This is a genomic window from Brevibacillus centrosporus, from assembly GCF_046622605.1.
Lineage (GTDB): Bacteria > Bacillota > Bacilli > Brevibacillales > Brevibacillaceae > Brevibacillus > Brevibacillus centrosporus.
The window spans coordinates 1,099,876-1,125,919 of the sequence record NZ_CP176856.1 but is presented as its reverse complement, the minus strand read 5'-3'; the positions used below and the strand labels follow the sequence as shown (position 1 = coordinate 1,125,919).

Sequence of the window (26,044 nt, the reverse complement as noted above, 5' to 3'; positions counted from 1 at the left end):
GCTGATCTCTCCTCACAATGTGACGCCATCTTTGAAGATCGCGATCTCTTTGTACCCGTACATCTCGTTCTTCGTGCGGATTCGACCAGAGGCCAAATCAATGACATATTGGAAAAAGTCTGCGGATACGTCTTCCATGTTGGCTCCTTGTACCAGCTTGCCTGCGTTGTAGTCGATCCAGTTTTTCTTGCGTTCATACAGCGCTGTGTTGGTCGACATTTTCACCGTTGGCACCGGTCCCCCAAAAGGAGTGCCTCGTCCGGTCGTAAACAAGACGATTTGACAGCCGGATGCGGACAATGCCGTAACTGAAACCAGATCGTTCCCCGGCCCCTGCAGCAGAGACAGCCCGCTTTGCCGCACGCGATCACCGTATTGCAGCACGTCATCTACACGCCCGAAGCCGCCCTTTTGCACACAGCCCAGCGACTTTTCTTCCAACGTCGTGATCCCGCCCTTTTTATTTCCCGGCGATGGATTTTCATAGATAGGCTGATCATTCTTGGCGAAGTAGTGCTTGAAGTCGTTAATCAGGTCAACGATTTGACTGTATACCACCTCATCCTTCGCCCGCTCCATCAGCATCGTCTCTGCGCCGAACATCTCCGGAACCTCTGTCAAAACAGTCGCGCCCCCAGCCGAAATGAGCTGATCCGAAAATACGCCCACCAACGGATTCGCTGTAATCCCGGAGAGGCCATCCGATCCACCGCATTTGAGCCCCACCTTCAGCTTGGAAACAGGAACCTCCTGCCGCTCGAAGCGGGAAGCGTATGTGACAAGCTCCTCGATCAGCTCCATACCTTGCTCCATCTCGTCCTCCACCTGCTGAACGGCGAGGAATTTGACACGGTCGGGATGATAGTCTCCGATCGCTTCCTTGAACAAGTCGATGTAGTTGTTTTCACAGCCTAGGCCGAGCACCAGGACGCCACCCGCATTGGGATGATGCACCAGGTCCGCTAAAATCTTTTGCGTATGCACGAGATCGTCTCCTAGCTGCGAACAGCCAAACGGATGAGGAAAATGGTAAACGCCATCGATATTTTCATGCGCGAAGCTCTGGTCGGCCATTTTTGCCAGCTGTTCCGCAACCTTGTTGATACAGCCTACCGTGTTGACGATCCAGATCTCGTTGCGCACCCCGACATCCCCGTTTTCACGCACATAGCCGGCAAATGTCCGCTCGCTTTGTGCTGCCTGCGGAAATACATTCGTCGGTACAGGTTTGTAGGAATAGGAAAGCTCCCCGTCCAAATTGGTTTTAACGTTGTGACTATGAACCCATTCGCCACTTGCGATATCTACTGTGGCATGTCCAATGGGAAAGCCGTATTTGATGATGTCCGCTCCAGCTGCGATCGCTTGATTGGAAATCTTATGGCCGCTCGGAATATCTTCCTGTGCAACGACAAAGCTGCCGTTCACCTCTACGCTATCGCCCTTTTTTACATCCTGAAGGCAGATCCAGACATTATCGGCCTTGTTGATTTGTATAAACCCCTTTTGGTTCTCTTCCACATTCCCACCTCATCTACGTAGAAACAGTATGAAAAGCTCAGCGGCGCACTGCATCCTCGGATTCCCTCTCCGTTTGCGTCAAGCAAATCTGTGGAAGCATTGCCAAGAAAGCTCATTTATTAATAAATCGGTTTAGTAATTCGGTTTATTACGATCATAAACGAGCGTCTGCGCATAAATCAAGCTAATTTTCTTAACAATGGGAATAAAATATCATTCGCACAGGAAAATTTCACGGCAATAAGTAATTGGAAATATTGACAAATTAATAATTAGTAATATAGACTTAATTCGACATATTCAAGCATTAATCGACATAATTCATCCGGTATTTCCGTCTATATTCGCACCAAGAGATAGGACCAAAGAACCGAATGGCGACGATACCTAGAAACACGTTTCCGAACTCTTTTTCGACTAGGAGGCTCAACATGTTCTCTACTATTCCAAATGTCGCAGTGAGCGCAGTTCTTTTCACCTATCTTTGTATCGGTGTGTTCTTTTTATATTCCGAATCGAGATTTTTAAGTAAAATAAAGAACTCAGAGAAATAATCCATCATCGAAGATTACACAAAAAGGAGTTACCATGAAATTACAATCGCTCTTTCGGCAGTTTGTTTCTTCTTCTGCTCCTTCCGAGCAGGATCAAGAACCAGCCTACAAAGAACTGGATTCTCGTCTGATCAAATCCACTCGCTACGATTTCGACTCCCAGCATCTGTACATCCGGTTTCAAGACGGCCGCGAAATGGTGTACTGCCGTGTCACTCCGTATGCCTACAACGCCTTTTTGAACGCAGAATCGTTCAGTGACCACTTTTACTCTTTCATTCATATGCGCTATTTGAAATATCCGCTGATGTAGCCGCCTTCGCGACTCCCCTCTTTACCGCCTTGGGAGTCGCTCGTCTCTATCCCCCGCCCCCAAAAGAAAAAACTCCAGCTACCTGCATAGCTGAAGTCTATTTCAATGATTTCTGGAGGAAAGCCCGCGTCCGTTCAAACTGTGGGTTTCCAAACATCTCATCCGGCGTCCCCGATTCGATAAACTCGCCGTTGTCCATGAACATCACCTTGCCCGCAACCTCTCTGGCAAATCCCATCTCGTGCGTCACGACCATCATCGTCATGCTTTCCTTGGCGAGCTGTTTGATCACCTGCAAAACCTCTCCCGTCAGCTCTGGGTCAAGTGCAGAAGTCGGTTCGTCAAAAAGCAGAATCTCCGGATCCATCATGAGTGCCCTGGCAATCGCTACGCGCTGCTTTTGCCCCCCTGACAGCCTCGCAGGGTAATTGTCGGCTTTGTCAGACAAGCCTACTTTCTCCAGCAGCTCCGCACTTTTTCGCCGTACGGTTTCGTCTGCCTCGCCTTTGACCGTCCGTGGCGCCAGCTCCAGATTTTCTCGCACGGTTAAATGAGGGAACAGGTTGAAATGCTGAAACACCATCCCCATTTTGGCTGTAATCTGCTTGATCTGCTGTGGAGAAGCATAGACGCCTTCCCGTACGAGATCTTGATCAAGCAAGCGGATCGTGCCACCGTTCACCTGCTCGAGGTGGATCAAGCTTCTCAGCATGGTGCTCTTCCCCGAACCGGAAGGCCCGATGACCGCCACCACATCGTTTCGATTTACTTCAAAGCTGACATTTTTCAATACGTCCAACGTCCCGAACGACTTTTTCAATTGGGAAACTTGTATGATCGCCATAGTACGCCAATCCTTTTATTCAAATTTAAAACGCTTTTCCAGCCACTTAAAGAACAGCGTCAATAAGAGAGTCATCACCAGATAAATCACACCCGCAATGAAAAACGGTACAATCGTGAAGTCGCGATTCACTGCTGTCTGGGCGTAGTGCAAGAGCTCCGGTACGGCAACTGCGTACAGCAGGGCGGTATCCTTCACCAGCGTGATCGACTCATTGGAGACGGCAGGCAAGGCTACGCGAAACATTTGCGGAAGAATAATCTTCGTGGTGGTTTGCCATTTGCTGAAGCCCAAAACCTGCGCCGCCTCGTACTGACCTTTATCGATCGCCAGCAGGCCGCCGCGGAAGATCTCGGCAAAGTAGGCAGCATAGTTGAGAACAAACCCGATGCACGCCGCTACGAACCGGTCAAAGACCAAATATTCACCGACGATGGGGAGCAGCGGCAGTCCGAAACAGATGAACAGCAGCTGCAGCAAAAGCGGCGTTCCACGCATGACGTACACATACGCATGGGCCAGCCGCGCCACGGCCCTGATACTGCTTTTTGCCAGAAGCGTGATGACGAATCCCAAAGGAATGGCCAGTACAATCGCCACGAGAAACAGCAGGATCGTCATCTGTGCGCCTTCCAGCATCGGCTTGGTAATGTTGAGAATGTATTCTGCGCTCATACTTGTTGGCTCCTAGTAAAAAGATCTATTCCTACTGCAAAAAAACATGGCTTCGCCCAGGTGCGGCGAAGCCCTTGCTGCTTTCCTCGATTACTTCAGTACGCGATTCTCACCAAACCATTTTTCCGAGATTTTCGCCGCTGTTCCGTCCTGATTCATGGTGTCCAATGCTTTTTGCAATTCGTTCAACAGCGCTTCATTGCCCTTTTTCACGCCGATTCCGTATTCTTCAGGTGCCAGCGATTCATCCAGCTGCTTGAAGGTTCCTTTGTCTTTTGCCATGTAGTAGTCGGCGACGATCTGGTCGATTACCACTGCATCGACGCGTCCGATTTTCAAGTCGCTCAAAGCGAGGACGTTGTCAGGAAACTCGGTAATGGTTTTGATGTTGTTTTTGATGGGGCTAGCGTCCAATGCGTCTGCTGCCGAGGACAGTTTTTGCAAACCGACGATTTTACCGGACAGGTCGTCCAATTTGGTAATGTCGGAATTCGCCGCCGTCACAATGACTTGTGCATTTTTCAAGTAAGGCTTGGTAAACAAGACTTTTTCTTTTCGTTCATCCGTAATGGTATATCCATTCCAGATCAAATCGATCCGGCCACTGTTCAGCTCTGATTCCTTGGAGCTCCAGTCGATGGTTTGAAAGACAACCTCTTTCCCCATTTTCTCTCCGGCAGCCCGTGCGTAGTCGATGTCAAAACCGACGATCTCATTTTTATCATCGCGGAAGCCCATTGGTGCAAACTTGTCGTCGATTCCGATGATCAGCTGCTTGCCGCTTCCGCCTGTATTTGTGCTGGAGCATCCAACAACGAGCGACAGCATAGCGGTAAGCAGGATAGAAATAGCTGCAAATCTTTTCATGATGATCCCCCTAAAACCTTTTGTGTATGTTTACTATGGTAAAGTGGTAATACGTTAACAAGGTCTCATGATAGCACATCATCGAAAAAGAGTCGAGGAAGTTTAGCAAATTTAAACATTACAATCCATTCCAATTGCGTACGACTAACAAATGCATGTCTTTTTCTTGTGGCCGATCTTCCCGCGTTCTTCTATCTTTTTGATGTATTCCGTAGCTAGCGGTACCTTGCAAGCCGTCTGTCCCATGTCAACGCGAACGGCTCCTATACGGGCTGCCACATCGACGGCTTCATGATGCAAGGCAGACACATAAGCACCGACAGCGATCACGAATTGATTCATGGTGTAGCGCACCCGATTTCGTTCCGAATGAATGCTGTTTTGAATGAGCTGCAGGAGGTCTTTGATTTCGTCCAAATCGAGCTTTTCATCTGGGGTGATGGATAGATAATTGGAGTACGTATTCCAGCCGCAAGCGGCGATCATCTCTTCCTCGGAGTGGATCCATTCCCGAGCCAGCTCCAGTGCATAGGCACTCTCTGCCGTGACGTTCGAGACCGTGTATTCCGCCAGCATGTACCAGTACGCTTTATGCACCCATGCTTGCAGATCCTCTTTGGACATACGCTTTGGATCGACAGTCAGCCCTGCCAAATACATCGCATCGGAATTGCCTGTCTCATAGAGCGCCCGTGCCAGTTCTTGGTCGCGTTTCACCTCTTTGACAAGCTTTTTCATATCGCCGACACGCACGCCAAAGAAAGGCTCCTTTGCCCCATGGCGCAAAAAAGTCTTCTTGGTTTGCTCGGTTCCCATTTCCTCGAGTTTTTGCATGACCTCATCGACTGTCATGAAACCCCTCCGCTCCGCTTTCGTATTTCCCTATTCTTTCCACAGGATGCTGCGTACAGTCAAGCCTCTTCTTTCCCCAAAGAAAAATCTCCCCGGGATCAGCTCCCAGGGAGAAGGTACGTTCCATTCCATTACTGGCTTAGCTCCACCTGTCTTTTTTGCTCGATCTTCCACACCGTACAAATGAGGATAACCAGCACAGCCATCATCGCCACCAACGCAGGTGTATAGCTGTTGTCAAAAATATCAAGGGTCAGACCGATTACAAATGGTCCGGTTGACCCAATGAGATAACCGCCAAATTGGGTCTGGGCCGACCAGGAAGTGGCCTCTTCTGGCGTGCTTGCCTCACCGAGCGGAAGCAGCAGCGCCAAAGGAAACAGACCTCCTGCGCCCATTCCTAAAAAGACGGTCGCTGCCCATACGGACATATGCCCAAGCAGCAAAGCGACTCCGATCAGCTCCGACACAGCGCAGAGCAGCAGCCACCGTTTTCGGTTTCCTTTTCTGCCTACCACGATCGGCAGCAAAAAGCTTACCGGGATTTGAATGACGGTAAACAGCGTCAGAACGAGTCCCGATTGCGCAGCGCTCATCCCCATCGATTGAGCCACGGGTGCCAGCCACGCCGTGATCGAGTAAAACATCGCGGACATGCAGCCAAAAAACAGCAGGAACAGGTAGACGCGCTTGTTGGTTATTTTAAGCGACGGCATCCCCCCTGTCTGGATTTGCTTTCCTTTTGTCAGGAGTGGAAGCATAAACACCGTCCCAAGTAGGGCCAATCCCCCCCAGAAGCCCAACGACCATTGCCACGAATCATTCAATAGATGAAACAACGGGATGGAAAACGTCGTAGCAAGCGCCGCTCCTATGACCAACGATACCGAATACACACTCGCCACACCGAGACTGCCTGGAAAGTGCAGCTTGATAAAGCCGGAGATAAGGGGTCCCGCGATCCCGATTCCAATCCCTGAAATCAGCGACGTCGCAAGCAGCAGCCAGCTGCTGGAAAGAAATCCACGTGCCAAGGTAGCTACCAAGATCAGTGCCATCGCGATGAACAGCGACTTTTCAATTCCTACCCGATTGCTTAGTTGAATGGATAAAAGAGCAAAGACTCCCATGCACAGCACAGGAAGCGTCGTAAGCAAGCTCACTATACCACTGCTCATTCCCAAATCTGTTTTGATCACATCAAGCAAAGGACCAATCGATGTGATGGACGGCCGCAGGTTCAAGGATAGGACAAAAATGACAACGATTAGATACATCAAACGCATCTGTGCGACCTCCTTTCTTTTTCCATGCTCTCAGTGTAGGATAGACTCAAGTATAGCTCAATACTATTTTTCCTATCTAAATAATAGTTTCAAACTATAATAAAAGGTGATTTCCCGTGGAGCTTAGACAGTTACAGTATTTCCTCACTCTGTGCAACGAACTTCATTTTTCCGAGGCTGCCTTCAAGCTCGGCATTTCTCAGCCCACTTTAAGTCAGCAAATACGCGTGCTGGAAGACGAAATCGGTGTCCCATTGTTTGATCGAATCGGCAAGAAAACGCTCAAGACGGAAGCAGGAGCTATACTCGAGCATTACGCTTTGGAGATTTTCCAAAAGCTCGAAAATGCCAAAAGCGCCATCAACGATCTGACCGATTTGCACGCTGGTCACCTGCGGGTAGCCGTTCTCGCCTCTGATCTAGATTATCGTTTTACATCGCTGCTGGTTGATTTCCATAAAGAATTTCCGCAAACCAAAGTGCAAATGATTCCCTCCATTAAAATCGTAGAAAAGGTCTTGGACAATGTCGTGGATATCGGGGTTGGACTCGCCTTCAAGACAGACAGCCGCTTGAACAGGATTCCTTTTTACACGGAAACCTACAGCCTGTACGTTCACGAAGACCATGAGCTCGCAAATCACGCTCAAGTCGATCCGCAAGAATTGGTCGATCTTCCTTTCGTCATGTATCCAACAGGCTTCTACGGCCGCAACTTAATTGATACGTGGTGCCAGGAGAACGGGATCACGATATCGACCATCATGGAGACAGGGTCCGCCACCTCACTTTTGCAGCTTGTCCACGAAGGTGTAGGTGCCACGATTCAACCGAGCGAATTGATTACCAGCTTTCGATCGTTGCGTATTCGTGCCATCCCGATCCGCAATTCCCCGGTTCGCGAGCTGGAGATCTACTATCGAAATGATAAATATGTAAGCAAAGCCGCGACAGCGTTTATGAGAAAGCTGGAGGACTACTTCCATCGCCCTGGGTGATAGCCGCCTTCCACTCTATGTCCATAACAAAAGAAGAGGACCCTGCCAGGTCATGCAGCCCAGCAGGCGTCCTCTTTGCGTTGGGAATACGTTAGCTAGAGCACGCTCACTCTCCGTCCTTTTCACTATTAAAAGAGTCGCTCCCCGCCACTGACCTTTCCCTTTTCAAGCGATCCATTGTTTTTTGCAGTCGTCTGATCTCCAACGGCTTTCGCATATAGTCGAACGCGCGCAGCTCAAGCGCATCCATGGCAAATCTCCCATCTCCGCTTACAAACACTATTTCTACATCCGGGACTGTCGATTTAAGCTGTCTCCCCATTTCCAAACCGTCAATCCCCGGCATGTAAATATCTGCGAACACGACATCCGGTTTTTGTTTTATTACGGCATGCATCGCTGCAACCGGATCTGTAAATGTTCCAATGACCTCTACATCGAGGCTGACCTGCTCCAGCATGTTTTTCAGATGTAACAATGCCAATCTCTCGTCGTCTATTAAGATTGCTTTCACCAAATTCCACTCTCCCTGCCAATGCCGTTGAACACCACGATAGCAAGTGGACCTCAACAAAAACTATACAAACGCTAGTACGACCGAGAGGCAGGTTCCAAAATCTGCACAAAAAAACACCCCGCTTTTCGCGAGGGCTGAAAAAGGTTGTTAACAGTGTAGTTAGTATCATTTCCATATTTTCACTTCTTCATACGTGGGCGTCCGATTCTAGGTCACTCCACATATGCTACCTATTTTCCTTCTAGCAAATACCTATCCTTCTGCTTCTTTACCGTTTCCTCATCCAACATCGTATTTGTCAGCACTTGACCAAGCAGCGCTTCTCTTACCTGCTCTTCACTCTCTACCTGGACAGGTTGCGGCTTGGATTTGCTGAGCATGGAATCTGCAATTTTATTTTTCATACTACCTCCGAAGATCCGTCTTGATGGTTATTCTTTCTATTCCTGCTGGATCGCATTCACCCATCTTATTCGTATCTTTCGCAGGGAATGGAAAAAATTACGAGCGTGAAACCCACCCTACATGCCATTGACCAGCCCGTGCAGCAGCCAGCTATCACTGTAGAACAGGCAAAAACAATCGCTCTCCAACAGAAAAAGAAAACGACTGATGATCCGGCGGCACTAGCGATTTTGCATATGCTTTCCCCATCTGGCAAGGGCCTCAAGCGCAGGTACGAGGTCCTTGCCTTCTTGCGTCAGCGAGTATTCCACTCGTGGCGGAATTTCTAAATATTGCTTGCGCACAATCAGCCCTGCGATCTCCATCTCTTTAAGCACCTGCGACAGCATCATATTCGTGATTCCATCAATTCGTCGTTTCAGCTCGTTGTAACGCAGGGTATCGTTCTTCCACAATGCCCAAATGATCGGGAGACGCCACTTGCCGCCAATGACATTCATGGCATACGTCAAAGGACAATTTTGAATATCCCGTTTTTGACTTTCCTCTTGCTGCATACCGACGCCCCTCTCCTTTACTCAGTTTTACCTGACTTAGTAGGCAAAACCTGCATACTTGTTTTCGTTTCTCTATGTAATAAGATTATATCGTAGCTGCGAACACTTTTAAAATTTTCTGATATTTATTGAGGGAGTGATTGTAATGGAATTGCGTTATGAAATTTTGCCAGATTCTCAAATAGAAGAATGTCGGGACTCCTGCAACGAGCTCATGGCCTTCCAAAAGTCGAAAGCGACCATCAAGCCTGAGCTTTTTGACAGCATGAATTTTGAAACGCGCTTGGTCCCTTCCGTGAAGGCGGCTTTGCACAATTATACAGTCGTTGTAAAAGATGGGGAACAAATTGTCGGGTACGTATATTCCAATATCTCTCCCAAGGAAGCTTACTCCAATTCCTTTGCTACCTTTTTTGATCTCTCCACTGTCCGTCAGAAAAATGTAGGCTGTCTCTCCCAATTCTATATAAAAGAAGGGTATCGACAATACGGCATCGGCTCCAAGCTTTTCGATCTGTCGATGAGCTGGCTGCAGCAATTTGAGGATGTAGAAGATTATTTTATCTACGTCTCAAACGGCAATGACAACGCCCTGGAATTTTACAAACGGAAAGGCTTTGCCGTAAGTCATCAGATTTTGGATGGGTTTATCACCGTTTTGCGCAGCAAAAAGGCATCTTGAAACCTTCTATGGGATTCCAATACGGCCTCCCCTTTGCTCCTTGTAAAGCAGGCTACGATTCCGGCAGGTGGCATTTGGGGGGGCGGGCATTTACGATTTCCGAAGCCGCTGAGATTACCGGACTCGTCGCCTCTCCCGAAAGAGGCGATAAGATAAGAAAAGGTGCCTTCGTACACTTCACTGTTAACAAGAAAAGCTCTCCACCGTCTGTATCGGTGAAGAGCTTCTTGTTTTTTGCTTCCTCTATCCTTTTCCACTTCCTGCCTTACACGCCCACTTCCTTCTTCCCAAAAAACGCTCGCAGCGCCTTGTATACCTCTCCCTTTTCTCGGATCACGCAGTGCATGAACTTCGGCTCCTTGATGTGCCGGTAAGCGGACATCAGGGTGGAGTGGCGATTGTACTGATTGACATCTTTATGATATATACAAATTATTCATTATTCCCATTGTCCACTTTAAATATACGTTCTTACTCATCGTCCCACAAGTCTGACATTTTGGCTTGTGGGATTTTCTTTTTAACCGCTTCAAGTATCAGCTTGCGCGTAGATCGAGTAGGATTTTGTGTTTTTTTACCGATTGTAAAAATCCTGGTCAGCGTATCCATACTCAGTCCTGTCTCTTCCGCGATAAATTTGTGACTGATACCGTGAAGATCAATATATTTACCCGCTTTTTTCCTTGGCTTATTTAGTCCACCCATACTCCTCACCTCATCAGCAGTCTGGACAAGGTAACGAAAATTTATTCGGAGAAAGCCGAATAATGGACAACCCGTTCGACATCTTCTAATAACACAACGCAGCGTAACGCTCTGCTGCACAACCCCAAACAGGGAGGTAATCAGATGGCTACGGAACGCAAACCAGTCTGTTTTAATGTAAATGATCCATTGGAAAAGGCAATGTGGGAGGTTTCCAAGACATTAAACTTCAGCGCATGGGCAAAAGAACTCCTGAAGCCGATGGCTTTAGCCAGGATTGCCGAGCGTCAGGCAGTAGGTGTGCAGAAAAGAGTAGGCGTCCCAGTGCCCGTCCGAAAGGTGGTCGGATCAAATGGCCCGCAAGCGTAGGTACTACCGGGAGGAACGGCGCAGACCGGCATATTGGGAGGAAGAGGACGAGTTTGAGGATGATGATGACTCACTTGAGATAACCGAAAAATTCGTCAGGAACACTTCCTGGACATTGTTAGCGGTATTGGGCTTAGGGGTCGCACTCTCGATAGCTCAGTCATTCTACACACCTACAAATACCGCTCGCACGGGAGGCGGGTATAGAGTGGTGTCCGTCAGTCAGGGGCAGCTACATACCGAGGAAGTAACAACCGGTCGGGAAGTCAGCTTTTACGACCAAAACCTAGTCAGGGCAGCCCTAAATGGTTCGATCAAGCGCGGTGATGTAATTCACCGATAGTGAGTTGTGCTGCATAACCTCTCCTCTGCCTCTTGAGACATGCCCTTTCAATGCGCACTGTGTGGAATGATATTTTCAAATCAAGGTATTTTTCTGACGATTTCGAATTGAGCCTAGAAAGGAGTAGAGGACATGGACTTGGGGGAGACACACGAGGAATTACCGCGAGTAACATCAACACATTCGCGAACGATGTACAGCAATCTCATTAAAGTAGCAGACAACCTGGACTTCAGGAATCCGATCTTTTATGGTAAGGCCAAACGTAACCGGTCAATCGGAAGCGCACAGGCTTTCGTGGTCGAACTGGCTCTTGCTGACCCGAAGTTTCGGATGAAGCTGCAGGAGTTCATGATCGGCGGCGGGAAGCGATTCGTATACACTTCAGACTACATGGACAGGTACTAAAATTTGCCCGACTCTGCCTTTTGCCGAGTCGGGCATGTCTTTTATACATAGCTCACCCTCATGATATCGAGAAAGGGGATTTTTCTTGTCATCCCGTCACTCTCGACATGGACTAGTCTTGTCCGTGAATCTAAATGTGTGATCCGTCCACACACTTTATCATCCATGCCCCACACTGATAGAGTTCTTTCATCCCCATCCTCTTTTGCTTCCACAAGCTGATTGCCTAAGTCCTCTAGTTCGAACTCATCTCGAGTCGGTCGTTTTGGCGTAGATGCCTTTGCCATCATATTTACCTCCTAACCTTTTACATCGATTATACTATCCATTGGAATCCATTGGACATCTTCATCAGTTAGCAACTTAACTCTTCTGGTATTCAACTCGATCCACTCTACCTTTCCCCACATCATGCAGGTGGTTCCCAAATTGTTCTTCTTGTGTCTCCACCAGGTTAACGTTACAGCGTAATTCCCCTGCTGAGCATCCTGAAGTATATAGTGGAACGATTCGAATTCGTCCTGTTCGATCGTAGGCATAGAAATCAGCTTCTCGTCTTCCTTCAACTGTAAGTACAGCTCGCGTTGCTCAGGCAACACAAAACGACTTGCTGCGAACATATTGTCTATCTTCCTAGCCATGATACCGACCCCTTTCGCTCCCACGCCTCCAGCACAGTCATGTTGTCCGGCGCTGATCGCTGCCATTCGATATATTCCTCTCGAGCTAACACTTCCAGCACCGTCATGATACCGCCTCTGCTTCGTCCTGTTTTAATGCACAATTCTTCCACTGTTGGCGTCCTACGTCTCCCAGCTGAGTAGTTGGCGATCACGCGCAGGACCTTTCTCTCGATATCAGACAGCACGGTCGTTCACCACCGGCGCAACAGCGAGAATGTTGTCGATGACAAAAACCCTCGGCGCTTTACGTGTGAGACAATATGCTTTCAGGTAATCTCCTATAACCTCCAGTGGTCGCAAGTTCCGTATTGTTGTCTTGCCATCCCGTCCCAAATAAATGATCTGAATGTGTTGTTTATGCTCTATGGCGCGTTGTAGTTTCTTTACCACGTCGTTCGCCTCCGAATAAGAACGTTTGTTCTGTATTATACGCGAACATTATAAGAACATGCAAATAAAAAATGCCCCACATATTGTGGAGCATCAGAATTCAAATACCGAGAATTTGTTTCTTCTTTGCGTTGAATTCCTCTTCAGAAATGATGTTCTTATCTCGCAAAGCAGCCAGCTTTTCTAGCTGATCCAATGAGTCGTCGGATGCCGCAGCCTCCTGCTGTGCCGAGGAGTCTGCATTACTCATCAAGTCGTAGATGATATCCTTTGCCTTCTTGAAGGAGTCAAGCTGCTTCTTATTGATGACGATGGAGTTTTCGTCCTTGGCAGCATCAAATGCGCCACCCTTGGATTCTTTACCGCCAGAGAAGGAGAATTGAATGAAGCCGTTTAGAAACATGCTTGGTTCCTTGAGTTGAATGGCGGAAACTGATTTTATAGTGATTTCCTTATCGTACAATCGCGAGGATTTTGCAAGGAACGAGCTTTGCCGAGAAATGAGGATGCGATTGGGATAGATGATAAGGCTTCCGTTGACACCCTGTGCTTCAAATATGGATTCAGACATTGGTAAGACACCTCCTATACTGAATCTATCGGACTAGGACTGCCTCGTCAATATTTTCCAAAGAATAAAAAAATGCCCTCCTCAGAACATATCCAAAGGAGGGCATTTTGGTATCTCGTTAATTCGTATTTTTACGAATATAGGCATACCCAGCTTTCACCAACCAAGACCACGCGCGTTTTCCACCAATCAGAGTAAAACCGGCGCGGATCCTTGCTGGCAAACGTTCATAGCAATCAATCATGTACTGTTGCTTTTGCTCCAGGTATATTAATGCCTGTGGGAATCGGGCGTCGATCTCTTTCATAAATTTTTTCAAACGTGGGAGTAAATCAGCAAGCATGAACAGCGCAACAAAAAGGAGTAGAGCAATCAGAGCACCCCACTCCTGAAAGAACATCATCAATTGATCAACCATCATTTACAACCACATCCTTTCGATAGCCTCACTGTTTTGGTTGTCTGATCCCATTCAACCTGCAGGTCGAGTGCAGCTGCGATCTCCCGGGCAGGAGCATACGAGACACCGTCATCGATCGTCTCCGTCAGATCATGCCCATTGACCGTCACTTGCTTGGTAGCAGCATGATATACTGGCGCGACTCCGAGCGCTTCTGATACGGCCCGAACAGGCAAGTGGGATACCTTGTCCTGGAGATAACCTTGCGCTGGCAGACGCACGCCATTGATCATGACGAAAACCTTCTCCACAGGTTTATTCTCAGGCTGTGGATTAACATTAAGCAGACGCTGTACATCGTCTTTGAACTTTTCCCATGCTTGAGCAGCTGTCAAGCCGGTGTATTTCCGTGCGAAGTCGTCAGCCACAAAGTAGGCCGGGCAGTTTTTTCCGGTAATATCGAAATGCCGCCACAGGCTATCCACGCCCCAGCCGTATCGCTTCAAGATGTCAGCCGCAAGTTCGAGCGTGTTCTGGTACATCTTTTGAAAGTCTCCGTCCGAATTGACGCACATTTCAATTCCAATTGTGCAGTTGTTCGGGTAAGAGCTCAGTCTATTGAGCGCGTCAGGCTTGTACGATTTCGCGCCGACATGGTAGCCCATCTCGTTTTCCGGAAGGCACCGGACAATCTGCTTGTCGTCTACACAGTAATGGGCGCTTGCCTCTGTGGTTGGGTTGTTGAAGTAATTCCGGTTGGCTGCAGCGTTTGCCCCCTTCCCCTCGTTTGCTGTCCAGTGGATGACAAGGCCCCTTGGAGTGATCCGGGTACCAGGACGAGCCGTTTTGTTGGTGATGAGCATATCGATGATCTGCACGCTATTTCTCCCCTTTCTGCTTCATGGATCGATCGGCCTTCGCTTTGATTTCTGAACTGACAAAATCGATTACGGACTTCGGGACGTACCATCCAGCTCGATGGGCATTCGCGGTCATGCTGTTCCAGGTGTGATAGATCAGCCCAAAGGTTACTCCATAGAAAAGGAAGCCAGGCGTACCCATGACCCGATCCAGCATATTAGCAAACGCTGGAAAAGCGATGATGAAAAGCGTTCGCGGAATTCGCCTTAGCCCGTAATCAGATGAGTATGTCTCGTCTTTCTTTGATGCTGCAATTCCTGTTCCCCAGTCTGCCGCAATGAACAAGATCATTACCGTCAAAATGTCGCCTCGCTCAGATCCGTAAAGATATCGGAAGAGTGGTGCCAATAGTACTCCAATGGAGGCCGCGAACGCATTCGCTGGTGTCCAGAGATTTTCAAGACTTTGTAAGAATTTCATGTTTAATCTGCCTCCTCATCCCCCTCGGGATAAATAAAAAGCTCCGCTAGGCGCGGAGCTGACTGTCAGTCTTTTTGTGAAGAAGTGAATCTCCTCGATATCGAAGGCGTAGCAGGCTTGACCTGGCTAAATTGGCTGGTGTCACCTGCCCATCAACACCAGGGCACAGATCAATACCAGCTGCTGCAAACATCCTGTCTACGGTCTCACTGCAGTTCATTCGGTTTGGTGCATCACGGATCGGCAGGCCTGTCATCAAATACAGACCGTTGGTAATTGTATGCCAGAAGTCGTATGGCGTGCCGATATGCTCTTGGAAAAACGTATCCATCGCTTCAATTTGCCAGCCCTCAAATTCCCCACAATACCGGTAAACATCAACCTGCCAAGTCGGGTAGTTGTTGTGGCTTCTCCGCAACGGGAAGCGCCAGTCCGTTTCGACGATATGATCCTCATCCAGGACGATCGCTACATGACTGTAAGGCGAATCAGTAACATGCTCGATCAAGCGCGCAAGTGGCGACCGGCCCCGAACAAAAAGAAGGTCAAAGCGCTTTAGTTCCATGCGCTCGACCCCCTACCAGATAATAGCGTCGACTTCTTCTTTTGTTTCGGCTGCTTCCACTTCTGCTTTTAACAGCCAATACTTACCGATCTGTTGCTGTTTGTGCTGGCCTGCTTCAAGAACAACCTCGATGAACTGCTCGCGTGTGAGTGTGACGATCCCGGCATCTTCTGTTCGCCACTGTACTTCTGGAATCTCCGGTTTCAAAAGCAGAAGTGTACTCTGCTGGTTGAAATTTGCCTGGTCTTCTTCGTTAAATCTGAAGGTATGACTGGTTGTTGCAGATGTAAAGCCTGCGTAAATGGCTTTGAAGCATTCCGTGTTCAGGAAGTCGATCTTCGCTTGCTTCACTTCCTCAAGTGGCGCGGTTGGCGGTGTCAGGTCCCAGATGATTGCCGATGTTTCAGGATCAACGCGGTACCGATACTGACTGAACTTGTCCGCATCTTGACCGTATTCAAGCTGTAGAAATCCAACGGTCGAAGGTACACGCTCAGCCAAAGCTGCATATGCTTGGAAGTCCTGCTCTTGAGTGGTTTCGACCACCGCTCCCATTCTTTCACCTGTGTCCACCAAAACGTTGCCAGTCAGTTTATCGAAATAGATTTTTCGCCCGATTTGATTCATGATAGAATCCTCCTTTTTATTCAAATGCGATCCAGATATAATCATTCGGCGTAGAAGAAACCCATAAATCAAAACCATCGTCGTAGATAGCATGAGCTGTGCTTCCTATGACTTGGTTCCCCAAACCAATTTTCCCAACAGCCAAAGTATTGTGTCCCATCTCGGATAAATCGAACCAAGCGCTAACATAATAATTTGAGTCGCTTGATCCAAAATAGAGGGAAGCAATTACGTACCGTGGTCTGAAGGAAAGTCCGCGAACAGATAGCTTATTACTATTTGCAGCCGTTCTGCCTTTTGCCCACCTTCTCCCGTTATACGCCCCGACTTTATCCGCGAGAGACTGTACGCTCTCCGCAGCTGCTGCGCTCTGTCCCTTTGCTGTCAAATTCGCCGCTAGGGACGTCTTGGCCGCGACCAGTTTCGTGATCACTTGCGCGACCGAATCACTCGACGTGGCCGGCGCACCGACGACAGAAACGAGGTCAGCCTTTTGGTTAATGGCCTCCATCGTCTGCAGCTCACGGATCACGTCCTTGACGTTAGCGCTGTTTGGTAATTGTGCCATATGTTGACCTCCTTTCTATTCGTAAGCTTCATAGGACATGATCTTACTTCCGATACCTGTGTTACATGAAAATCCGTCACTTGTTATCGTGAACGGTTGACTCGCGACTCCTGCTCCTGTCGATCTCAATGTAACAGAATGGAGACTATCTACATTTGCTTGCGTCCCTCCGGATGGGATCATGTCCCGATGATACGTTTTTTGACGAACCTCCGTGCCTTCCGAGATACGAACGATGATGGCGCGAGGATTAAATCCTAGTCCCGTTACTACGCCGACGCCATTTAAGTCGGTTGTTACCGCCCCCGATTTGAACATCTTATATCCGACTGGATCAGGATTTGCTCCGACTCCGTATGCTGTCCAGACGATAGGCGCAGTCAGCGCAATCGACCCATTACTATTCGTAATAACAAAACTATCGTCGGTTGGCTTTGTCATTACTCTTGGCCCGTTTGAGATAGAACTAGATGACCTCCATCCACCTGCTGCAGTTCCTGCCTGCGGATAATCCCCCGAGACTGATACAACGTCATCTCCCTGCGCATGTAGCATGATGTATTTCGGCACGAATCCGATGCCTGAGACAGTCGCAGTTCCGCCCGCTGGGATATTCGCAGAGATAGTTCCACTCGCAACTCTGTTGTAGGAGTCTGGAGGAGGATCAGGAAGCTCTCCCTCGCCGTATGCGATCCACTCGAAAACGTCTCCGTTCGATCCACCGATCCCGATAGTAAATCCATCGTCGGTAATCGTCTCAATCAATCCTAGGGGTCCGGTCCCTACTCTCGCCGCTAGATCTGTTGCTGCTGTAGTCGAAAATCCGGTTTTTGCGGAATAAGCCATAAAGTACAGACTTGCGCTAGTCCCCTGCGTAACGTCTTTTGCTAGAATTGAGATTGGTCTAAATCCTAGACCTGTAACAGTGATCGATCCATTCGCGCCTGTAGCGCGTCCCTTTTTCACTTTATTAAACAGATTCGGAGTTTCGCCTTTTCCGTATGCGAACCATTCATAGGCCCCGGAGTTTGCGTTCGATTCGTCCCAGATTGGCAGCTGGAATCCTGTATCTGCTACATATGCGTTTCCTGTCGTTTTAAAATTCACCGGGGTGTTGATACCGCCGTACGACAATTTGATTTGCGCTCCGTCTGCAAGTGATGCGTCGTATACTAGAAAGAAAAAAGGATCGAATGACGGTTGCGTTACGACAATACGCTCCGGTTTAAATTCCAGACCCTCAACCTTGATGTAGTAGCTGTTTTTAGTCGTATCATCCGATTTCGCAAACGGAAGAGCTGACATTACAGCATTTGTTTTACCGCTTGCAACTTTGTTGTAAATGTCGGGAAGATCGGGGAGATCGCCGAGTCCGAGCGCGAACCACTTCATATTCAATCCGCTGGACCACACGGTTCCAGATGTTGAAATAGTCAACGTGCCATTTGAATATGTTAGTCCTTGTATGGTAGAAACTGCCCCACTCGACCTACAGATATTTGGTAACGTCCCATTTTTAGACCAGATCAAGTAGTTACTGTCATTTAGTGAGCAGATGAAGATCAGCGGATTAAACGGGACATTAGGGACGGGATATGTTCCGGGTGAGGCTGCTGTAGTGAATGTCCCTGTCGCAACCTTGTTATAATCGATCCCGAAGTCCGCAAGCGCGAGCTGAATCTCTCCCCAGCTGCTTTCCGGAGTCAGTTTCAACCGATCGTCTTTCGCTTTAATTGCAATCGCCACTGCAGTTTTTACGTCGCTGGCGTTTATATCCGCAGCATTGACGATATCGATCAAAGCTTTTTTGTCTGCGCCGTTAAGTCCTTTTCCCAATCCATGGTCCTGTAAAATTTCACTCATCATGCGCTTGGCACCTCGCTCACTACGTCACCGTCTGCATCGTAGACAATGGTAACTGTGACTGTGTAATCCGATGTGATGCCATCCGCTTTGTAGTACGCCCTGGTGTCCGTCTGGTAATTACCGTTTGCGTCTGGGTTTGATAGAGTGGACTTCATATAGAGCGTGTTATCAGCAACGCGGCGATACTCAACGATGGTGAATACACCATTTGCATCCTTGTTGCTTTTCGTCTTTTTGTAATTAGATAGCTTTTCTGCGTTACGAGCACTTTGCTCGCGCAGCAGTGCATCATTGTTGATTAACCTCTCAAACAACGGGTTAAAAACATTTGCATGTGCCGGATCAGTGATTTCCAACTTTCGCAGATCGGTACTAAAATCCTTTGGCTCATGAATTGGTTGATTTGCCACTATTTACACCCCCTAAAACTGTTCATCCCAGTCGATTTCAAGCCGCGTCTCGTCATCCTTCGGTTTCGGTTTGAAGTGCTTGAGTGCAACAAGATCGCCATCAGAATCGTACAATCCGCATGCAGAGACGTTCTGCCCATTGCCTTCGGGAAAATCTAAAATCCCCACTAGCCGGAGGGTAGTAGGGATCGGATGAAAAGTGCTGTCGATGTTCTTTTTCAGAAATTCGCCAGAGACTTGATTTACAGTGTCATCTGGATTCGTTGGATTCCCTGCTAGATCGTGTCCCCCGTTACCAAATCCGATTTGCGTGATCCGTGGCAACGTGATTTCGCCAGCATGCGCCCTCGCAAACTTTTCTCTAGCCTTTTTGGTGGTTACAACGTATTGAACCATCGCTGCCAGCTCCCTTCTTAATGACTCGTATCTGAACTTCATGTTTTGGCTCTATTTTCATGCCGTAACCTCCCTGATTTCGACCTGGTGAACAATGAATTCTTTCCTTCCATCCAAAAGCGTTGAACCATCCAGCAAGTAAATGCCATCCAACCGGCCCTGATTCAAAGTCGTCACGGCAGTAGTCGTGGCGTTCGTCACCGTTTGAGAAACGGTGATCGGGTTGCTGAATGATTGCTTGACCCGCTGCGGCACTTGATGCGAGATGATGATGGGGTTGCTTATCAGCTCTGGTATTTCCCAATAGACGTGTACGCCGCCAGCAGTAATACGCTTAGCTACAGTCTTGATCTGACGCATGGTCTCGATCCGCTTTTCCAGCGTTTCTCGTGGATCATATTTGAATCCACCATCGAGTAACCTTTCGCCAGCCAGAGAGTATACTCCGTTCAGGTAGATGGGGTCGTCAACGTAATCCTCGTATTCTTTTTCGATCAGATCCTCAAGCCCACTGAAGCGTAGAGCAATGGCTGCAGGTTCATAATCATAACTGGATAAATACCAAGTCTCCCTCGCGCCGAGGAAAGCCTCCCCCATCAGCACCTCCATCACTTCGTTGATCGTCTCGATGTCACCAGCTGATAGGTTGGCCTTGATCTTGGTCTTGATCAGTTTTCTGTAATCGATGTCTGTGCTGCTGCCGCGTGGCTGCCCTACGTTTCTACCGATGCGATCGAGCGACGCGCCAACGGCCAAATCAATGTCCCGATATTGCTCGATCTTCTCAAGTGTACGACGCACTTCTTCCACCTGAAGGGAAACGATGCTGAATAGCTTCCCGATATTGCCGCTGGTTGACTTCTGATAGTTGCTTGTCAGCCGCTTTAGAGTGTCACTGAGAAAACCCATCAGCTCACCGTCACTTTCTCCCAGCTTGTTTTGGGAACACTTTTAGCCGGGGTGATGACGTTGGAAGTACCCATATTTTCGGGATCTATACCTATGCGAAGGTCCATATCAGTGATGCCAGGGACTTGCTGAATGGCGCTGATAATTTTCGTGTAGACGACTTTTTGACCAGCCCCTTTTTTACCAAGGCCAAGGCCGTTGTATTCCGCTCCATCCTGGTCTCCCCCGCCAATATACTTGATGATCTCTGCCCGGACCAGATCATATCCGTTGGTTGGGAAATCTGAGTCCGTCGTCAATGTCACACTTACGTATATGTCGGTGATGGTAGGGCGGGAAAAACCAATGACATGCTCATTCCCCTTGGAATCGACGACGGTCACCTCGTTGTCGCCAAAGGAACGGACGCCGCCCGATTTTGTCTTAAAAATCGCCGTGGCAATCACTTGATCGTCGCCACCGAGCACCAAAGGAGCGACAGATTTAGGAGGAATGCCGTTCACCGTCGCCAAAGTCGTATTTTCATCAACCGTACAATCCAACACGCCGGTCAATGCCAAAAGCGTGGCCTCGATGCTCTCGGTAGTGCTGCTGCCCCCAGTAGCTAGAGAACGATCATATCGGTCCCGAAACTCTGTATCCGTCTCGTTCTCCCTGCCGCCTTCCGTTTTCGCTGCATTCGTGATGGTAATCTGAAAGGTCAGTGGGTTTACTAGGTCTGTGATTTCTCCTGCTGGTACGTTTCCGGACGATCCAGCCACGACAGCTACGATCGGGATATCAATATGACCATCTGCGCCGATCAACGCATCCTTCTGTGTTTCAAACATGATGTTTTTCTTGGTTTTTACACGTTGCCCTTTCGGGATAGTCCTGCCTGGATCGCCTGTGACGGTGATGACACCTTTCGCTTTCTCTTTTAACCGTTTTTTGATTCCAATGTACTTTCCAACATAGCCCAACGTGTTCCCGGATGCGGTGTCCACATAGGCGCTGTTGTAGACGTTCTCCAGCTGCTGCCACAGCAAGCTGAGTCCCCATGCGAAAAGTCGAAGGATAATGCCTAACGGCGACCGCTCGGAGGTGTTGACCTTTTCCCCGAAAGCCTCCCTTGCCTTTGCTTCCAGCTCGCTGAAAATCTCAGCAAATCGCTTTCGCTTGAATCCTTTTTCATCAAGCATCGATCGTCACCGCCTCATCGATCGATTCACCGGTATCCGCTGTTGCTTGAAAGCGAATTTCGATGGTTCTGTTCTTCAGATCGATTGTAAATTCGATTGATTCTACTGTTTTGATGCGAGGTTCTTGAAATAGCCCCTGTCGGATCTGCTCGCGCATTTCCTCTTCCGATTGTTTTTTATCCAAAAATGCACGGAATATGATGCCCATTTTCGGATTTAGGAACCATTCACCCTGGTTTGTCCCAAGGGCTAGTTCGGCGCATTGGGCTACCTCTTCTGCGCCATCAATCATGATTAATTCGCCGTTTTCATCAAAAGCCAGATCGCCGTCAGCCAATTTCAGCGACTGCATCAGAACACCCCCACAATCACAGCGTCGTTTCGGTCGTGGATACGTTGGCTGCTCGGTTGGGTGACTGCCCCGGTGAGCGCATCCCTCATTTGTCGGTCTGCACATACGACATACACGAGGTCTCCAGGCTCCACGATATGCTTGATTTTTTTGATCTCCCCGCTGTCAGTCTTGTACTTGTGGCTTGCGATCGGCACATTTTGGATGGGTGAAGGTGATTTGTCTGTCATCTGGAAAAGAGGCTGAACAACCGCAGTCCCTTTTCCTTCGTCACATGAAATCACTCTGCACGGGAAAGCAACGTTCATGTCAGCAAGTCGTTTTCGGACAACCGCATCAATCAGTTTGGCTAAGTCCCCAGCCGGATCTGCTGTCATGGTAGAATCGCCTCCGCTTCTGTCATAAAGTCGCCTGTACGGCTGAAGGTATGGGTACCACTGCGTACATGGATGCGGCCCTCAAAGTCTTTGCATTTCAAGTCCACGACTGAAGCCGTAGTGATCCGGTATTGCAACTGCGACTTAACGCGGTATCCTTTGAACTTCTCCTCTTCAAAATACTCAGGTGACCCGATAAGGCCGGTTGTAGAGGAAAGTGCAAAAACATCATCGGCTCCACGCCGAAGGTTGCGAATATACAGCTTTCCTTTGTTGATAAAAGCCGATGTACCGCAGTCCTTAGCTACTTTGCTAATGATATCAGTCACCTCTCCGCTGGCCGAGTAGCCTTCTTCGTAGCGATAATCCTGATTCAGCTCAAACTGCGCGATCGGCAGGCCCAATTGAGCTGCCATTTGCTTCAAAATGTAGCTCGCCAGTGTCCCTTCGGAATAAGCAATGTCCTCCACTTTTCGACTGGAAAGGTCTTGAGAGTCCAAAACATAGATACTTGTAACGGCATCCACGCCTTCCTGCTTGGTGAGCACCTTGGCTACAAATCCATGCAGGATGACACCGACGTCACCGCGATAGCCAGCATTGACCATCAGCGTATCGTTCCTCTTGATCCTGCTGATCGTGTCTTTTGATAGATTCCAGAGCTTGATTTGGCTTTCATTTGGTAGCAGGTCATTGTCGAAAGGGATGGTTCCCTCCATACCGTATTTATCCATGGAAAAGGACATGTTGTTCACCATCACCTCGACCACCCTGCCGAAGTTATTCGCCATCGGAATCACCTTCAAACACATACAAAAAGACTGTTTCCCCCAGCGTCGCCCAGGTCACTTCTTGATGGATGCCGGATTCATCGTAAGGGATGATTTCTTCCTGCGGCACCCGGTCATCCACGCAATGGGTGAAGAGAGGCACGCCGTAAACGAGTTTGTTTCCTGTTACCAAGATCTCTCCCTCTCGTTCTAAATCCACCGTAAAGAAGTCATACTCGCTGTTGTAATGGACTTCAAACGTAAAAACCGCATCGCTCAGAGAAATTTCAAAGCGATACGGTATCAGGTCTTTTTCGATCTCCACATATTCCATGTCATCACCTACTCATCTGCCCAAGGTGTGCCTGCCTTGAATTTGACTTTCTCCACCTTCTCATTCTCCTTGCCCTTTTTCTGCTTCTTTTGCTTCCGGCCAGAGCTGATAACAGGAGCAGCTGCTGCTTTGATCGGAGTGGGTAGCGTCTCCACGTAGGATGATTTTGCAATCTGGATCTCTTTGAGCGAAAGCGAGAAGGAAAAACCGTTTGATACTCGATAATCGTGCTTGGTGGACAAGGAGATGATGAGGCCGGTGAATAGATTCCTTCCTTGGAAAGTGGCGATTTCACCTTTCCCCATGATCGCTTTTAATTTATCACGGATCTGGGAAGCATCGTCTCCGACAATATAGCCGCTTACGTCCAGTGTGTTTGGCCGTCTCTGGACGTGATCTGTGATATCGACACCTTCCTCAACCGGCTGATCCGTTGCATCCACCTCATATCGAGGATCTTCGCTTTCCGCAAGTACGTATATGCCGTTTATCGTTGCCATTACGCCTCATCCACCACCAATGAGACGCCCAGCCTGCGCGCGGCGCTCTCGATAATCTCTTGCAACGTTGGTTTCAGCTTCTCAGCTACCGATGCACCCACTTGTTTGACATCAGCGTCCCCTGTAACGTGAAGGGATAGAGCGATCTCCATTCGCATTGTTCCACCAGCAGATGCTGATCCTGGTGCTGCGGAAACAGATGCAGGTGCCAGCTTAGCGGCTGGAGTCTCATGTGGCGCAGTAACGTCATCAGCCAGCTGCGTAGATGCCTGCGATACCCTAGCCTGCGTACCCTCAATCCCCTGTGCCAATCCCTCACCTGTGAAGAAGCCGATTTCAGCCATGACTCGCGAAGGAGAATGGATGCCAAGGATACTTTTGATCTTGTCAGTGATTCCATCTCCAATGCTCTTGATCTTGTCCATAAGAGCTGTTGCCATCGAGCTTATCCCGTTGATCATTCCTTGGATAAGGTTTTTGCCAATATCAAAGAGGTTAATCCCCGAGAAAAACTGCACGATGCTGTTAAATAGATTCGTTGTCCAATTCACAAAGTCGGTCCATACCTGGGATAACCACGGGCCGATCGTTCCCCAGTTCTTAAAAATCAGGATAACGCCAGCGATTGCTGCACCGACAAGTAAGGCAAGGCCAATTATCGGTAAGAAAGGAGCCATCATTGCCCACCCAGCGACAGCAGATGCCCACATTGCTGGAACCATTGCGCCTATTATGACTGCAGCTATCCCGCCAATTGCTGGTCCTAAAATATCGATATGCTGTGTAAAGAATCCGACCCCCTGGGACACAGCCAAAAGTAATGGCAATAAAAACTGGCCCAATGGGATAAGCAGCCCCGTCTCAATCTGCCTTCCTAGTAACGCAAGTGCTTGCCCAGGCGAGTCTATTTTTGCCTTATTCAGCTTCTCCATGGTGTCTTTGGTCATATCAAATTGTTTCTGGGCAGTACCCATAGCAGCAATGACTGGTGCTTCTAAGTCCTCAAATTGAGTTCCCATCAGAGCCACACCGACTGTATTTCGCTGGACCGGATCTTCAATGGCAGAGATCATCTGCATGATCTGCGTGAATGCTTGCTTTGCTTGCGGACCGCCTGAAGCAAAGGTTTGCATCATCTTTTCAGCATCTAACCCGAGCATTTGAAAGGCTTCAATTGATGTTTTCGACCCATCTTTCGCCCGGATATTGAACTCTTTGACAGCATCACCCACTTTATCCAAGTTGAATGCGCCGTTTTGTGATCCGGCAGCCAACGTGTCAAACATTTCGTCCGCTGTAAAGCCGAGCGACTTAAACTGGTTTGCGTATTCATTCGCGGTGTCCAGTAACTCGCCTGACTTATCAAGACCTTTTTGTTGTCCCTGGGCCAACAGACTGAATGAATTCTCGCTGGTAATGCCAAACTGTTTCATCATTGTATCAGCGGTTTTCACTGACTCGGTAACATCATGACCAAACGAATCCCGTAGTAGCAGGGCATTACGAGTCGTGTTTTCTAATTCTTTCCCTTGTTGCTGGGTTATTTGAGTGGTAACGGCAATGGCATTCCCAAGGTCGCTCCAATCTTCTCCAAAGTTCTGGTTGTATAATTCCTTTGCAACTTCTCTCGTAGCGATCATCTGCTCATCAGTAGCATCGGTTGCCATCTTTACTTGAGACATTGCTTGCTCGAACTGCGAGGCTGCATGGACGGCAGCAATGCCAAAGCCCGCTAGTGCCGTATACGCCGCCAAGCCAAGGCCAATGACGCTTGCTTTTAAGTCATCAACTTGGTTATCAGCGTCTTGTAGACCTCGATCAGAGACTCGAAAACCTACTGCAAACATCAAATTGCTGATGACACCCACTTACTTCACCATCCTTCCAACAACAAAAGAGCGCCCAACA

At 48.6% G+C, this 26,044-nt stretch carries 36 protein-coding genes and 1 pseudogene; 5 read left to right on the top strand and 32 right to left on the bottom strand.

Translation table 11 applies throughout. The annotated features are described in order from the left end of the window. Positions 1-12: 12 nt before the first annotated feature. Positions 13-1,521: a UxaA family hydrolase gene (locus ACLIN2_RS06070; protein WP_400583815.1), complete on the bottom strand. Its 1,509-nt coding sequence runs from the start codon at positions 1,519-1,521 to the stop codon at positions 13-15. A 588-nt stretch (positions 1,522-2,109) separates the two neighbouring features. Here ACLIN2_RS06070 and ACLIN2_RS06065 point away from each other — a divergent pair. After that, positions 2,110-2,388, top strand: a complete 279-nt coding sequence (locus ACLIN2_RS06065; protein WP_092266483.1) for a KTSC domain-containing protein — start codon at positions 2,110-2,112, stop codon at positions 2,386-2,388. Positions 2,389-2,485: 97 nt separating this feature from the next. Here the strand turns inward: ACLIN2_RS06065 and ACLIN2_RS06060 are convergent, their stop codons facing one another. The 5 genes from ACLIN2_RS06060 to ACLIN2_RS06040 form a co-directional block, all read right to left on the bottom strand. Beyond that, on the bottom strand, positions 2,486-3,232 hold the full coding sequence (locus ACLIN2_RS06060) for an amino acid ABC transporter ATP-binding protein (protein ID WP_411503511.1): 747 nt from the start codon (positions 3,230-3,232) through the stop codon (positions 2,486-2,488). Positions 3,233-3,247: 15 nt separating this feature from the next. Continuing rightward, positions 3,248-3,907 (bottom strand): amino acid ABC transporter permease, encoded by a 660-nt coding sequence (locus ACLIN2_RS06055; protein ID WP_411503510.1) that lies wholly within the window; start codon positions 3,905-3,907, stop codon positions 3,248-3,250. A 90-nt stretch (positions 3,908-3,997) separates the two neighbouring features. Further along, on the bottom strand, positions 3,998-4,774 hold the full coding sequence (locus ACLIN2_RS06050) for an amino acid ABC transporter substrate-binding protein (protein ID WP_092266486.1): 777 nt from the start codon (positions 4,772-4,774) through the stop codon (positions 3,998-4,000). Positions 4,775-4,918: 144 nt separating this feature from the next. Beyond that, positions 4,919-5,626 (bottom strand): DNA alkylation repair protein, encoded by a 708-nt coding sequence (locus tag ACLIN2_RS06045; RefSeq protein WP_411503509.1) that lies wholly within the window; start codon positions 5,624-5,626, stop codon positions 4,919-4,921. A 131-nt stretch (positions 5,627-5,757) separates the two neighbouring features. Then, the gene (locus tag ACLIN2_RS06040) at positions 5,758-6,912 is read right to left on the bottom strand and encodes a CynX/NimT family MFS transporter (protein ID WP_411503508.1); all 1,155 of its coding nucleotides are present in this window, start codon (positions 6,910-6,912) and stop codon (positions 5,758-5,760) included. Positions 6,913-7,028: 116 nt separating this feature from the next. Here ACLIN2_RS06040 and ACLIN2_RS06035 point away from each other — a divergent pair, with 116 nt between their 5' ends. Beyond that, complete coding sequence (locus tag ACLIN2_RS06035) at positions 7,029-7,910, top strand: LysR substrate-binding domain-containing protein (protein WP_411503507.1); 882 nt, start codon at positions 7,029-7,031, stop codon at positions 7,908-7,910. A gap of 106 nt (positions 7,911-8,016) precedes the next feature. Here the strand turns inward: ACLIN2_RS06035 and ACLIN2_RS06030 are convergent, their stop codons facing one another. From ACLIN2_RS06030 to ACLIN2_RS06020, 3 genes are all read right to left on the bottom strand, one after another. Continuing rightward, positions 8,017-8,424, bottom strand: a complete 408-nt coding sequence (locus ACLIN2_RS06030) for a LytR/AlgR family response regulator transcription factor (protein ID WP_411503506.1) — start codon at positions 8,422-8,424, stop codon at positions 8,017-8,019. Positions 8,425-8,657: 233 nt separating this feature from the next. Then, positions 8,658-8,831 (bottom strand): hypothetical protein, encoded by a 174-nt coding sequence (locus ACLIN2_RS06025; protein ID WP_327929677.1) that lies wholly within the window; start codon positions 8,829-8,831, stop codon positions 8,658-8,660. A 222-nt stretch (positions 8,832-9,053) separates the two neighbouring features. Next, positions 9,054-9,389, bottom strand: a complete 336-nt coding sequence (locus ACLIN2_RS06020; RefSeq protein WP_411503505.1) for a winged helix-turn-helix transcriptional regulator — start codon at positions 9,387-9,389, stop codon at positions 9,054-9,056. A gap of 145 nt (positions 9,390-9,534) precedes the next feature. Here ACLIN2_RS06020 and ACLIN2_RS06015 point away from each other — a divergent pair, with 145 nt between their 5' ends. After that, positions 9,535-10,071 carry a GNAT family N-acetyltransferase gene (locus ACLIN2_RS06015; RefSeq protein WP_092266491.1) on the top strand — a complete coding sequence of 179 codons (537 nt, stop codon included), beginning with the start codon at positions 9,535-9,537 and terminating at the stop codon, positions 10,069-10,071. A gap of 265 nt (positions 10,072-10,336) precedes the next feature. On the opposite strand, the pseudogene ACLIN2_RS06010 reads toward ACLIN2_RS06015, so the two are convergent. Continuing rightward, positions 10,337-10,486: pseudogene (locus ACLIN2_RS06010) on the bottom strand (sporulation protein YhbH); the annotation flags it as partial. Positions 10,487-10,542: 56 nt separating this feature from the next. Then, positions 10,543-10,776 (bottom strand): transcriptional regulator, encoded by a 234-nt coding sequence (locus tag ACLIN2_RS06005; protein WP_411503504.1) that lies wholly within the window; start codon positions 10,774-10,776, stop codon positions 10,543-10,545. A 144-nt stretch (positions 10,777-10,920) separates the two neighbouring features. Here ACLIN2_RS06005 and ACLIN2_RS06000 point away from each other — a divergent pair, with 144 nt between their 5' ends. Together ACLIN2_RS06000 and ACLIN2_RS05995 are read left to right on the top strand one after the other, a co-directional pair. Then, complete coding sequence (locus ACLIN2_RS06000) at positions 10,921-11,145, top strand: hypothetical protein (protein ID WP_411503503.1); 225 nt, start codon at positions 10,921-10,923, stop codon at positions 11,143-11,145. 475 nt (positions 11,146-11,620) lie between these two features. Next, a complete protein-coding gene (locus ACLIN2_RS05995; protein ID WP_411503502.1) occupies positions 11,621-11,896 on the top strand; it encodes a hypothetical protein in 276 nt (91 codons plus the stop codon). 41 nt (positions 11,897-11,937) lie between these two features. Here ACLIN2_RS05995 and ACLIN2_RS05990 read toward each other — a convergent pair whose 3' ends face one another. From ACLIN2_RS05990 to ACLIN2_RS05890, 21 genes are all read right to left on the bottom strand, one after another. Further along, on the bottom strand, positions 11,938-12,183 hold the full coding sequence (locus ACLIN2_RS05990; RefSeq protein ID WP_411503501.1) for a YolD-like family protein: 246 nt from the start codon (positions 12,181-12,183) through the stop codon (positions 11,938-11,940). A gap of 12 nt (positions 12,184-12,195) precedes the next feature. Continuing rightward, complete coding sequence (locus ACLIN2_RS05985; RefSeq protein ID WP_411503500.1) at positions 12,196-12,603, bottom strand: YolD-like family protein; 408 nt, start codon at positions 12,601-12,603, stop codon at positions 12,196-12,198. A 150-nt stretch (positions 12,604-12,753) separates the two neighbouring features. Further along, positions 12,754-12,969, bottom strand: coding sequence for a WYL domain-containing protein (locus tag ACLIN2_RS05980; protein ID WP_411503499.1), 216 nt, complete (start codon positions 12,967-12,969; stop codon positions 12,754-12,756). Between the two features lie 100 nt (positions 12,970-13,069). Beyond that, on the bottom strand, positions 13,070-13,540 hold the full coding sequence (locus ACLIN2_RS05975; protein ID WP_411503498.1) for an SHOCT domain-containing protein: 471 nt from the start codon (positions 13,538-13,540) through the stop codon (positions 13,070-13,072). A gap of 118 nt (positions 13,541-13,658) precedes the next feature. Then, entirely contained in the window at positions 13,659-13,961 is a 303-nt protein-coding gene (locus ACLIN2_RS05970; RefSeq protein ID WP_411503497.1) for a hypothetical protein, read from the bottom strand. Further along, the gene (locus ACLIN2_RS05965) at positions 13,958-14,818 is read right to left on the bottom strand and encodes an N-acetylmuramoyl-L-alanine amidase (protein ID WP_411503496.1); all 861 of its coding nucleotides are present in this window, start codon (positions 14,816-14,818) and stop codon (positions 13,958-13,960) included. Before ACLIN2_RS05965 ends, ACLIN2_RS05970 begins: the two co-directional genes overlap by 4 nt. A 1-nt stretch (position 14,819) precedes the next feature. After that, entirely contained in the window at positions 14,820-15,281 is a 462-nt protein-coding gene (locus tag ACLIN2_RS05960) for a phage holin family protein (protein WP_411503495.1), read from the bottom strand. Between the two features lie 46 nt (positions 15,282-15,327). Next, positions 15,328-15,846, bottom strand: a complete 519-nt coding sequence (locus ACLIN2_RS05955) for a hypothetical protein (RefSeq protein WP_411503494.1) — start codon at positions 15,844-15,846, stop codon at positions 15,328-15,330. Between the two features lie 12 nt (positions 15,847-15,858). Continuing rightward, entirely contained in the window at positions 15,859-16,473 is a 615-nt protein-coding gene (locus ACLIN2_RS05950) for a hypothetical protein (protein WP_411503493.1), read from the bottom strand. Positions 16,474-16,489: 16 nt separating this feature from the next. Continuing rightward, positions 16,490-17,041, bottom strand: coding sequence for a hypothetical protein (locus tag ACLIN2_RS05945; RefSeq protein WP_411503492.1), 552 nt, complete (start codon positions 17,039-17,041; stop codon positions 16,490-16,492). Positions 17,042-17,056: 15 nt separating this feature from the next. After that, positions 17,057-18,904, bottom strand: coding sequence for a hypothetical protein (locus ACLIN2_RS05940; RefSeq protein ID WP_411503491.1), 1,848 nt, complete (start codon positions 18,902-18,904; stop codon positions 17,057-17,059). Beyond that, on the bottom strand, positions 18,904-19,317 hold the full coding sequence (locus ACLIN2_RS05935; protein ID WP_411503490.1) for a hypothetical protein: 414 nt from the start codon (positions 19,315-19,317) through the stop codon (positions 18,904-18,906). The genes ACLIN2_RS05940 and ACLIN2_RS05935 overlap by 1 nt, the downstream gene beginning before the upstream one ends. 12 nt (positions 19,318-19,329) lie before the next feature. Beyond that, complete coding sequence (locus tag ACLIN2_RS05930) at positions 19,330-19,713, bottom strand: hypothetical protein (RefSeq protein WP_411503489.1); 384 nt, start codon at positions 19,711-19,713, stop codon at positions 19,330-19,332. A 57-nt stretch (positions 19,714-19,770) separates the two neighbouring features. Next, positions 19,771-20,622 carry a hypothetical protein gene (locus ACLIN2_RS05925; RefSeq protein WP_411503488.1) on the bottom strand — a complete coding sequence of 284 codons (852 nt, stop codon included), beginning with the start codon at positions 20,620-20,622 and terminating at the stop codon, positions 19,771-19,773. Further along, the gene (locus ACLIN2_RS05920) at positions 20,622-21,803 is read right to left on the bottom strand and encodes a baseplate J/gp47 family protein (protein WP_301171021.1); all 1,182 of its coding nucleotides are present in this window, start codon (positions 21,801-21,803) and stop codon (positions 20,622-20,624) included. The genes ACLIN2_RS05925 and ACLIN2_RS05920 overlap by 1 nt, the downstream gene beginning before the upstream one ends. After that, positions 21,796-22,155 (bottom strand): DUF2634 domain-containing protein, encoded by a 360-nt coding sequence (locus tag ACLIN2_RS05915; RefSeq protein WP_411503487.1) that lies wholly within the window; start codon positions 22,153-22,155, stop codon positions 21,796-21,798. The genes ACLIN2_RS05920 and ACLIN2_RS05915 overlap by 8 nt, the downstream gene beginning before the upstream one ends. Then, the gene (locus ACLIN2_RS05910) at positions 22,155-22,532 is read right to left on the bottom strand and encodes a Gp138 family membrane-puncturing spike protein (protein WP_411503486.1); all 378 of its coding nucleotides are present in this window, start codon (positions 22,530-22,532) and stop codon (positions 22,155-22,157) included. Before ACLIN2_RS05910 ends, ACLIN2_RS05915 begins: the two co-directional genes overlap by 1 nt. After that, positions 22,529-23,323 (bottom strand): phage protein, encoded by a 795-nt coding sequence (locus ACLIN2_RS05905; RefSeq protein ID WP_411503485.1) that lies wholly within the window; start codon positions 23,321-23,323, stop codon positions 22,529-22,531. Before ACLIN2_RS05905 ends, ACLIN2_RS05910 begins: the two co-directional genes overlap by 4 nt. Beyond that, positions 23,313-23,636: a phage baseplate plug family protein gene (locus ACLIN2_RS05900; protein ID WP_328203502.1), complete on the bottom strand. Its 324-nt coding sequence runs from the start codon at positions 23,634-23,636 to the stop codon at positions 23,313-23,315. Before ACLIN2_RS05900 ends, ACLIN2_RS05905 begins: the two co-directional genes overlap by 11 nt. Positions 23,637-23,644: 8 nt before the next feature. Continuing rightward, a complete protein-coding gene (locus tag ACLIN2_RS05895) occupies positions 23,645-24,136 on the bottom strand; it encodes a phage baseplate protein (RefSeq protein WP_411503484.1) in 492 nt (163 codons plus the stop codon). Further along, positions 24,136-26,004, bottom strand: coding sequence for a phage tail tape measure protein (locus tag ACLIN2_RS05890; protein ID WP_411503483.1), 1,869 nt, complete (start codon positions 26,002-26,004; stop codon positions 24,136-24,138). Before ACLIN2_RS05890 ends, ACLIN2_RS05895 begins: the two co-directional genes overlap by 1 nt. Between the last annotated feature and the right edge of the window lie 40 nt (positions 26,005-26,044).

Excerpts from the sequence above, each read along its gene's own strand:
- ACLIN2_RS06065 (WP_092266483.1), top strand. The coding sequence starts at position 2,110 with ATGAAATTACAATCGCTCTTTCGGCAGTTTGTTTCTTCTTCTGCTCCT.
- ACLIN2_RS06060 (WP_411503511.1), bottom strand. The coding sequence starts at position 3,232 with ATGGCGATCATACAAGTTTCCCAATTGAAAAAGTCGTTCGGGACGTTG.
- ACLIN2_RS06055 (WP_411503510.1), bottom strand. The coding sequence starts at position 3,907 with ATGAGCGCAGAATACATTCTCAACATTACCAAGCCGATGCTGGAAGGC.
- ACLIN2_RS06050 (WP_092266486.1), bottom strand. The coding sequence starts at position 4,774 with ATGAAAAGATTTGCAGCTATTTCTATCCTGCTTACCGCTATGCTGTCG.
- ACLIN2_RS06045 (WP_411503509.1), bottom strand. The coding sequence starts at position 5,626 with ATGACAGTCGATGAGGTCATGCAAAAACTCGAGGAAATGGGAACCGAG.
- ACLIN2_RS06040 (WP_411503508.1), bottom strand. The coding sequence starts at position 6,912 with ATGCGTTTGATGTATCTAATCGTTGTCATTTTTGTCCTATCCTTGAAC.
- ACLIN2_RS06025 (WP_327929677.1), bottom strand. The coding sequence starts at position 8,831 with ATGAAAAATAAAATTGCAGATTCCATGCTCAGCAAATCCAAGCCGCAA.
- ACLIN2_RS06020 (WP_411503505.1), bottom strand. The coding sequence starts at position 9,389 with ATGCAGCAAGAGGAAAGTCAAAAACGGGATATTCAAAATTGTCCTTTG.
- ACLIN2_RS06015 (WP_092266491.1), top strand. The coding sequence starts at position 9,535 with ATGGAATTGCGTTATGAAATTTTGCCAGATTCTCAAATAGAAGAATGT.
- ACLIN2_RS06005 (WP_411503504.1), bottom strand. The coding sequence starts at position 10,776 with ATGGGTGGACTAAATAAGCCAAGGAAAAAAGCGGGTAAATATATTGAT.
- ACLIN2_RS06000 (WP_411503503.1), top strand. The coding sequence starts at position 10,921 with ATGGCTACGGAACGCAAACCAGTCTGTTTTAATGTAAATGATCCATTG.
- ACLIN2_RS05995 (WP_411503502.1), top strand. The coding sequence starts at position 11,621 with ATGGACTTGGGGGAGACACACGAGGAATTACCGCGAGTAACATCAACA.
- ACLIN2_RS05990 (WP_411503501.1), bottom strand. The coding sequence starts at position 12,183 with ATGGCAAAGGCATCTACGCCAAAACGACCGACTCGAGATGAGTTCGAA.
- ACLIN2_RS05985 (WP_411503500.1), bottom strand. The coding sequence starts at position 12,603 with ATGGCAGCGATCAGCGCCGGACAACATGACTGTGCTGGAGGCGTGGGA.
- ACLIN2_RS05975 (WP_411503498.1), bottom strand. The coding sequence starts at position 13,540 with ATGTCTGAATCCATATTTGAAGCACAGGGTGTCAACGGAAGCCTTATC.
- ACLIN2_RS05970 (WP_411503497.1), bottom strand. The coding sequence starts at position 13,961 with ATGATGGTTGATCAATTGATGATGTTCTTTCAGGAGTGGGGTGCTCTG.
- ACLIN2_RS05960 (WP_411503495.1), bottom strand. The coding sequence starts at position 15,281 with ATGAAATTCTTACAAAGTCTTGAAAATCTCTGGACACCAGCGAATGCG.
- ACLIN2_RS05955 (WP_411503494.1), bottom strand. The coding sequence starts at position 15,846 with ATGGAACTAAAGCGCTTTGACCTTCTTTTTGTTCGGGGCCGGTCGCCA.
- ACLIN2_RS05950 (WP_411503493.1), bottom strand. The coding sequence starts at position 16,473 with ATGAATCAAATCGGGCGAAAAATCTATTTCGATAAACTGACTGGCAAC.
- ACLIN2_RS05945 (WP_411503492.1), bottom strand. The coding sequence starts at position 17,041 with ATGGCACAATTACCAAACAGCGCTAACGTCAAGGACGTGATCCGTGAG.
- ACLIN2_RS05940 (WP_411503491.1), bottom strand. The coding sequence starts at position 18,904 with ATGAGTGAAATTTTACAGGACCATGGATTGGGAAAAGGACTTAACGGC.
- ACLIN2_RS05930 (WP_411503489.1), bottom strand. The coding sequence starts at position 19,713 with ATGGTTCAATACGTTGTAACCACCAAAAAGGCTAGAGAAAAGTTTGCG.
- ACLIN2_RS05925 (WP_411503488.1), bottom strand. The coding sequence starts at position 20,622 with ATGGGTTTTCTCAGTGACACTCTAAAGCGGCTGACAAGCAACTATCAG.
- ACLIN2_RS05920 (WP_301171021.1), bottom strand. The coding sequence starts at position 21,803 with ATGCTTGATGAAAAAGGATTCAAGCGAAAGCGATTTGCTGAGATTTTC.
- ACLIN2_RS05915 (WP_411503487.1), bottom strand. The coding sequence starts at position 22,155 with ATGCAGTCGCTGAAATTGGCTGACGGCGATCTGGCTTTTGATGAAAAC.
- ACLIN2_RS05910 (WP_411503486.1), bottom strand. The coding sequence starts at position 22,532 with ATGACAGCAGATCCGGCTGGGGACTTAGCCAAACTGATTGATGCGGTT.
- ACLIN2_RS05905 (WP_411503485.1), bottom strand. The coding sequence starts at position 23,323 with ATGGCGAATAACTTCGGCAGGGTGGTCGAGGTGATGGTGAACAACATG.
- ACLIN2_RS05900 (WP_328203502.1), bottom strand. The coding sequence starts at position 23,636 with ATGGAATATGTGGAGATCGAAAAAGACCTGATACCGTATCGCTTTGAA.
- ACLIN2_RS05895 (WP_411503484.1), bottom strand. The coding sequence starts at position 24,136 with ATGGCAACGATAAACGGCATATACGTACTTGCGGAAAGCGAAGATCCT.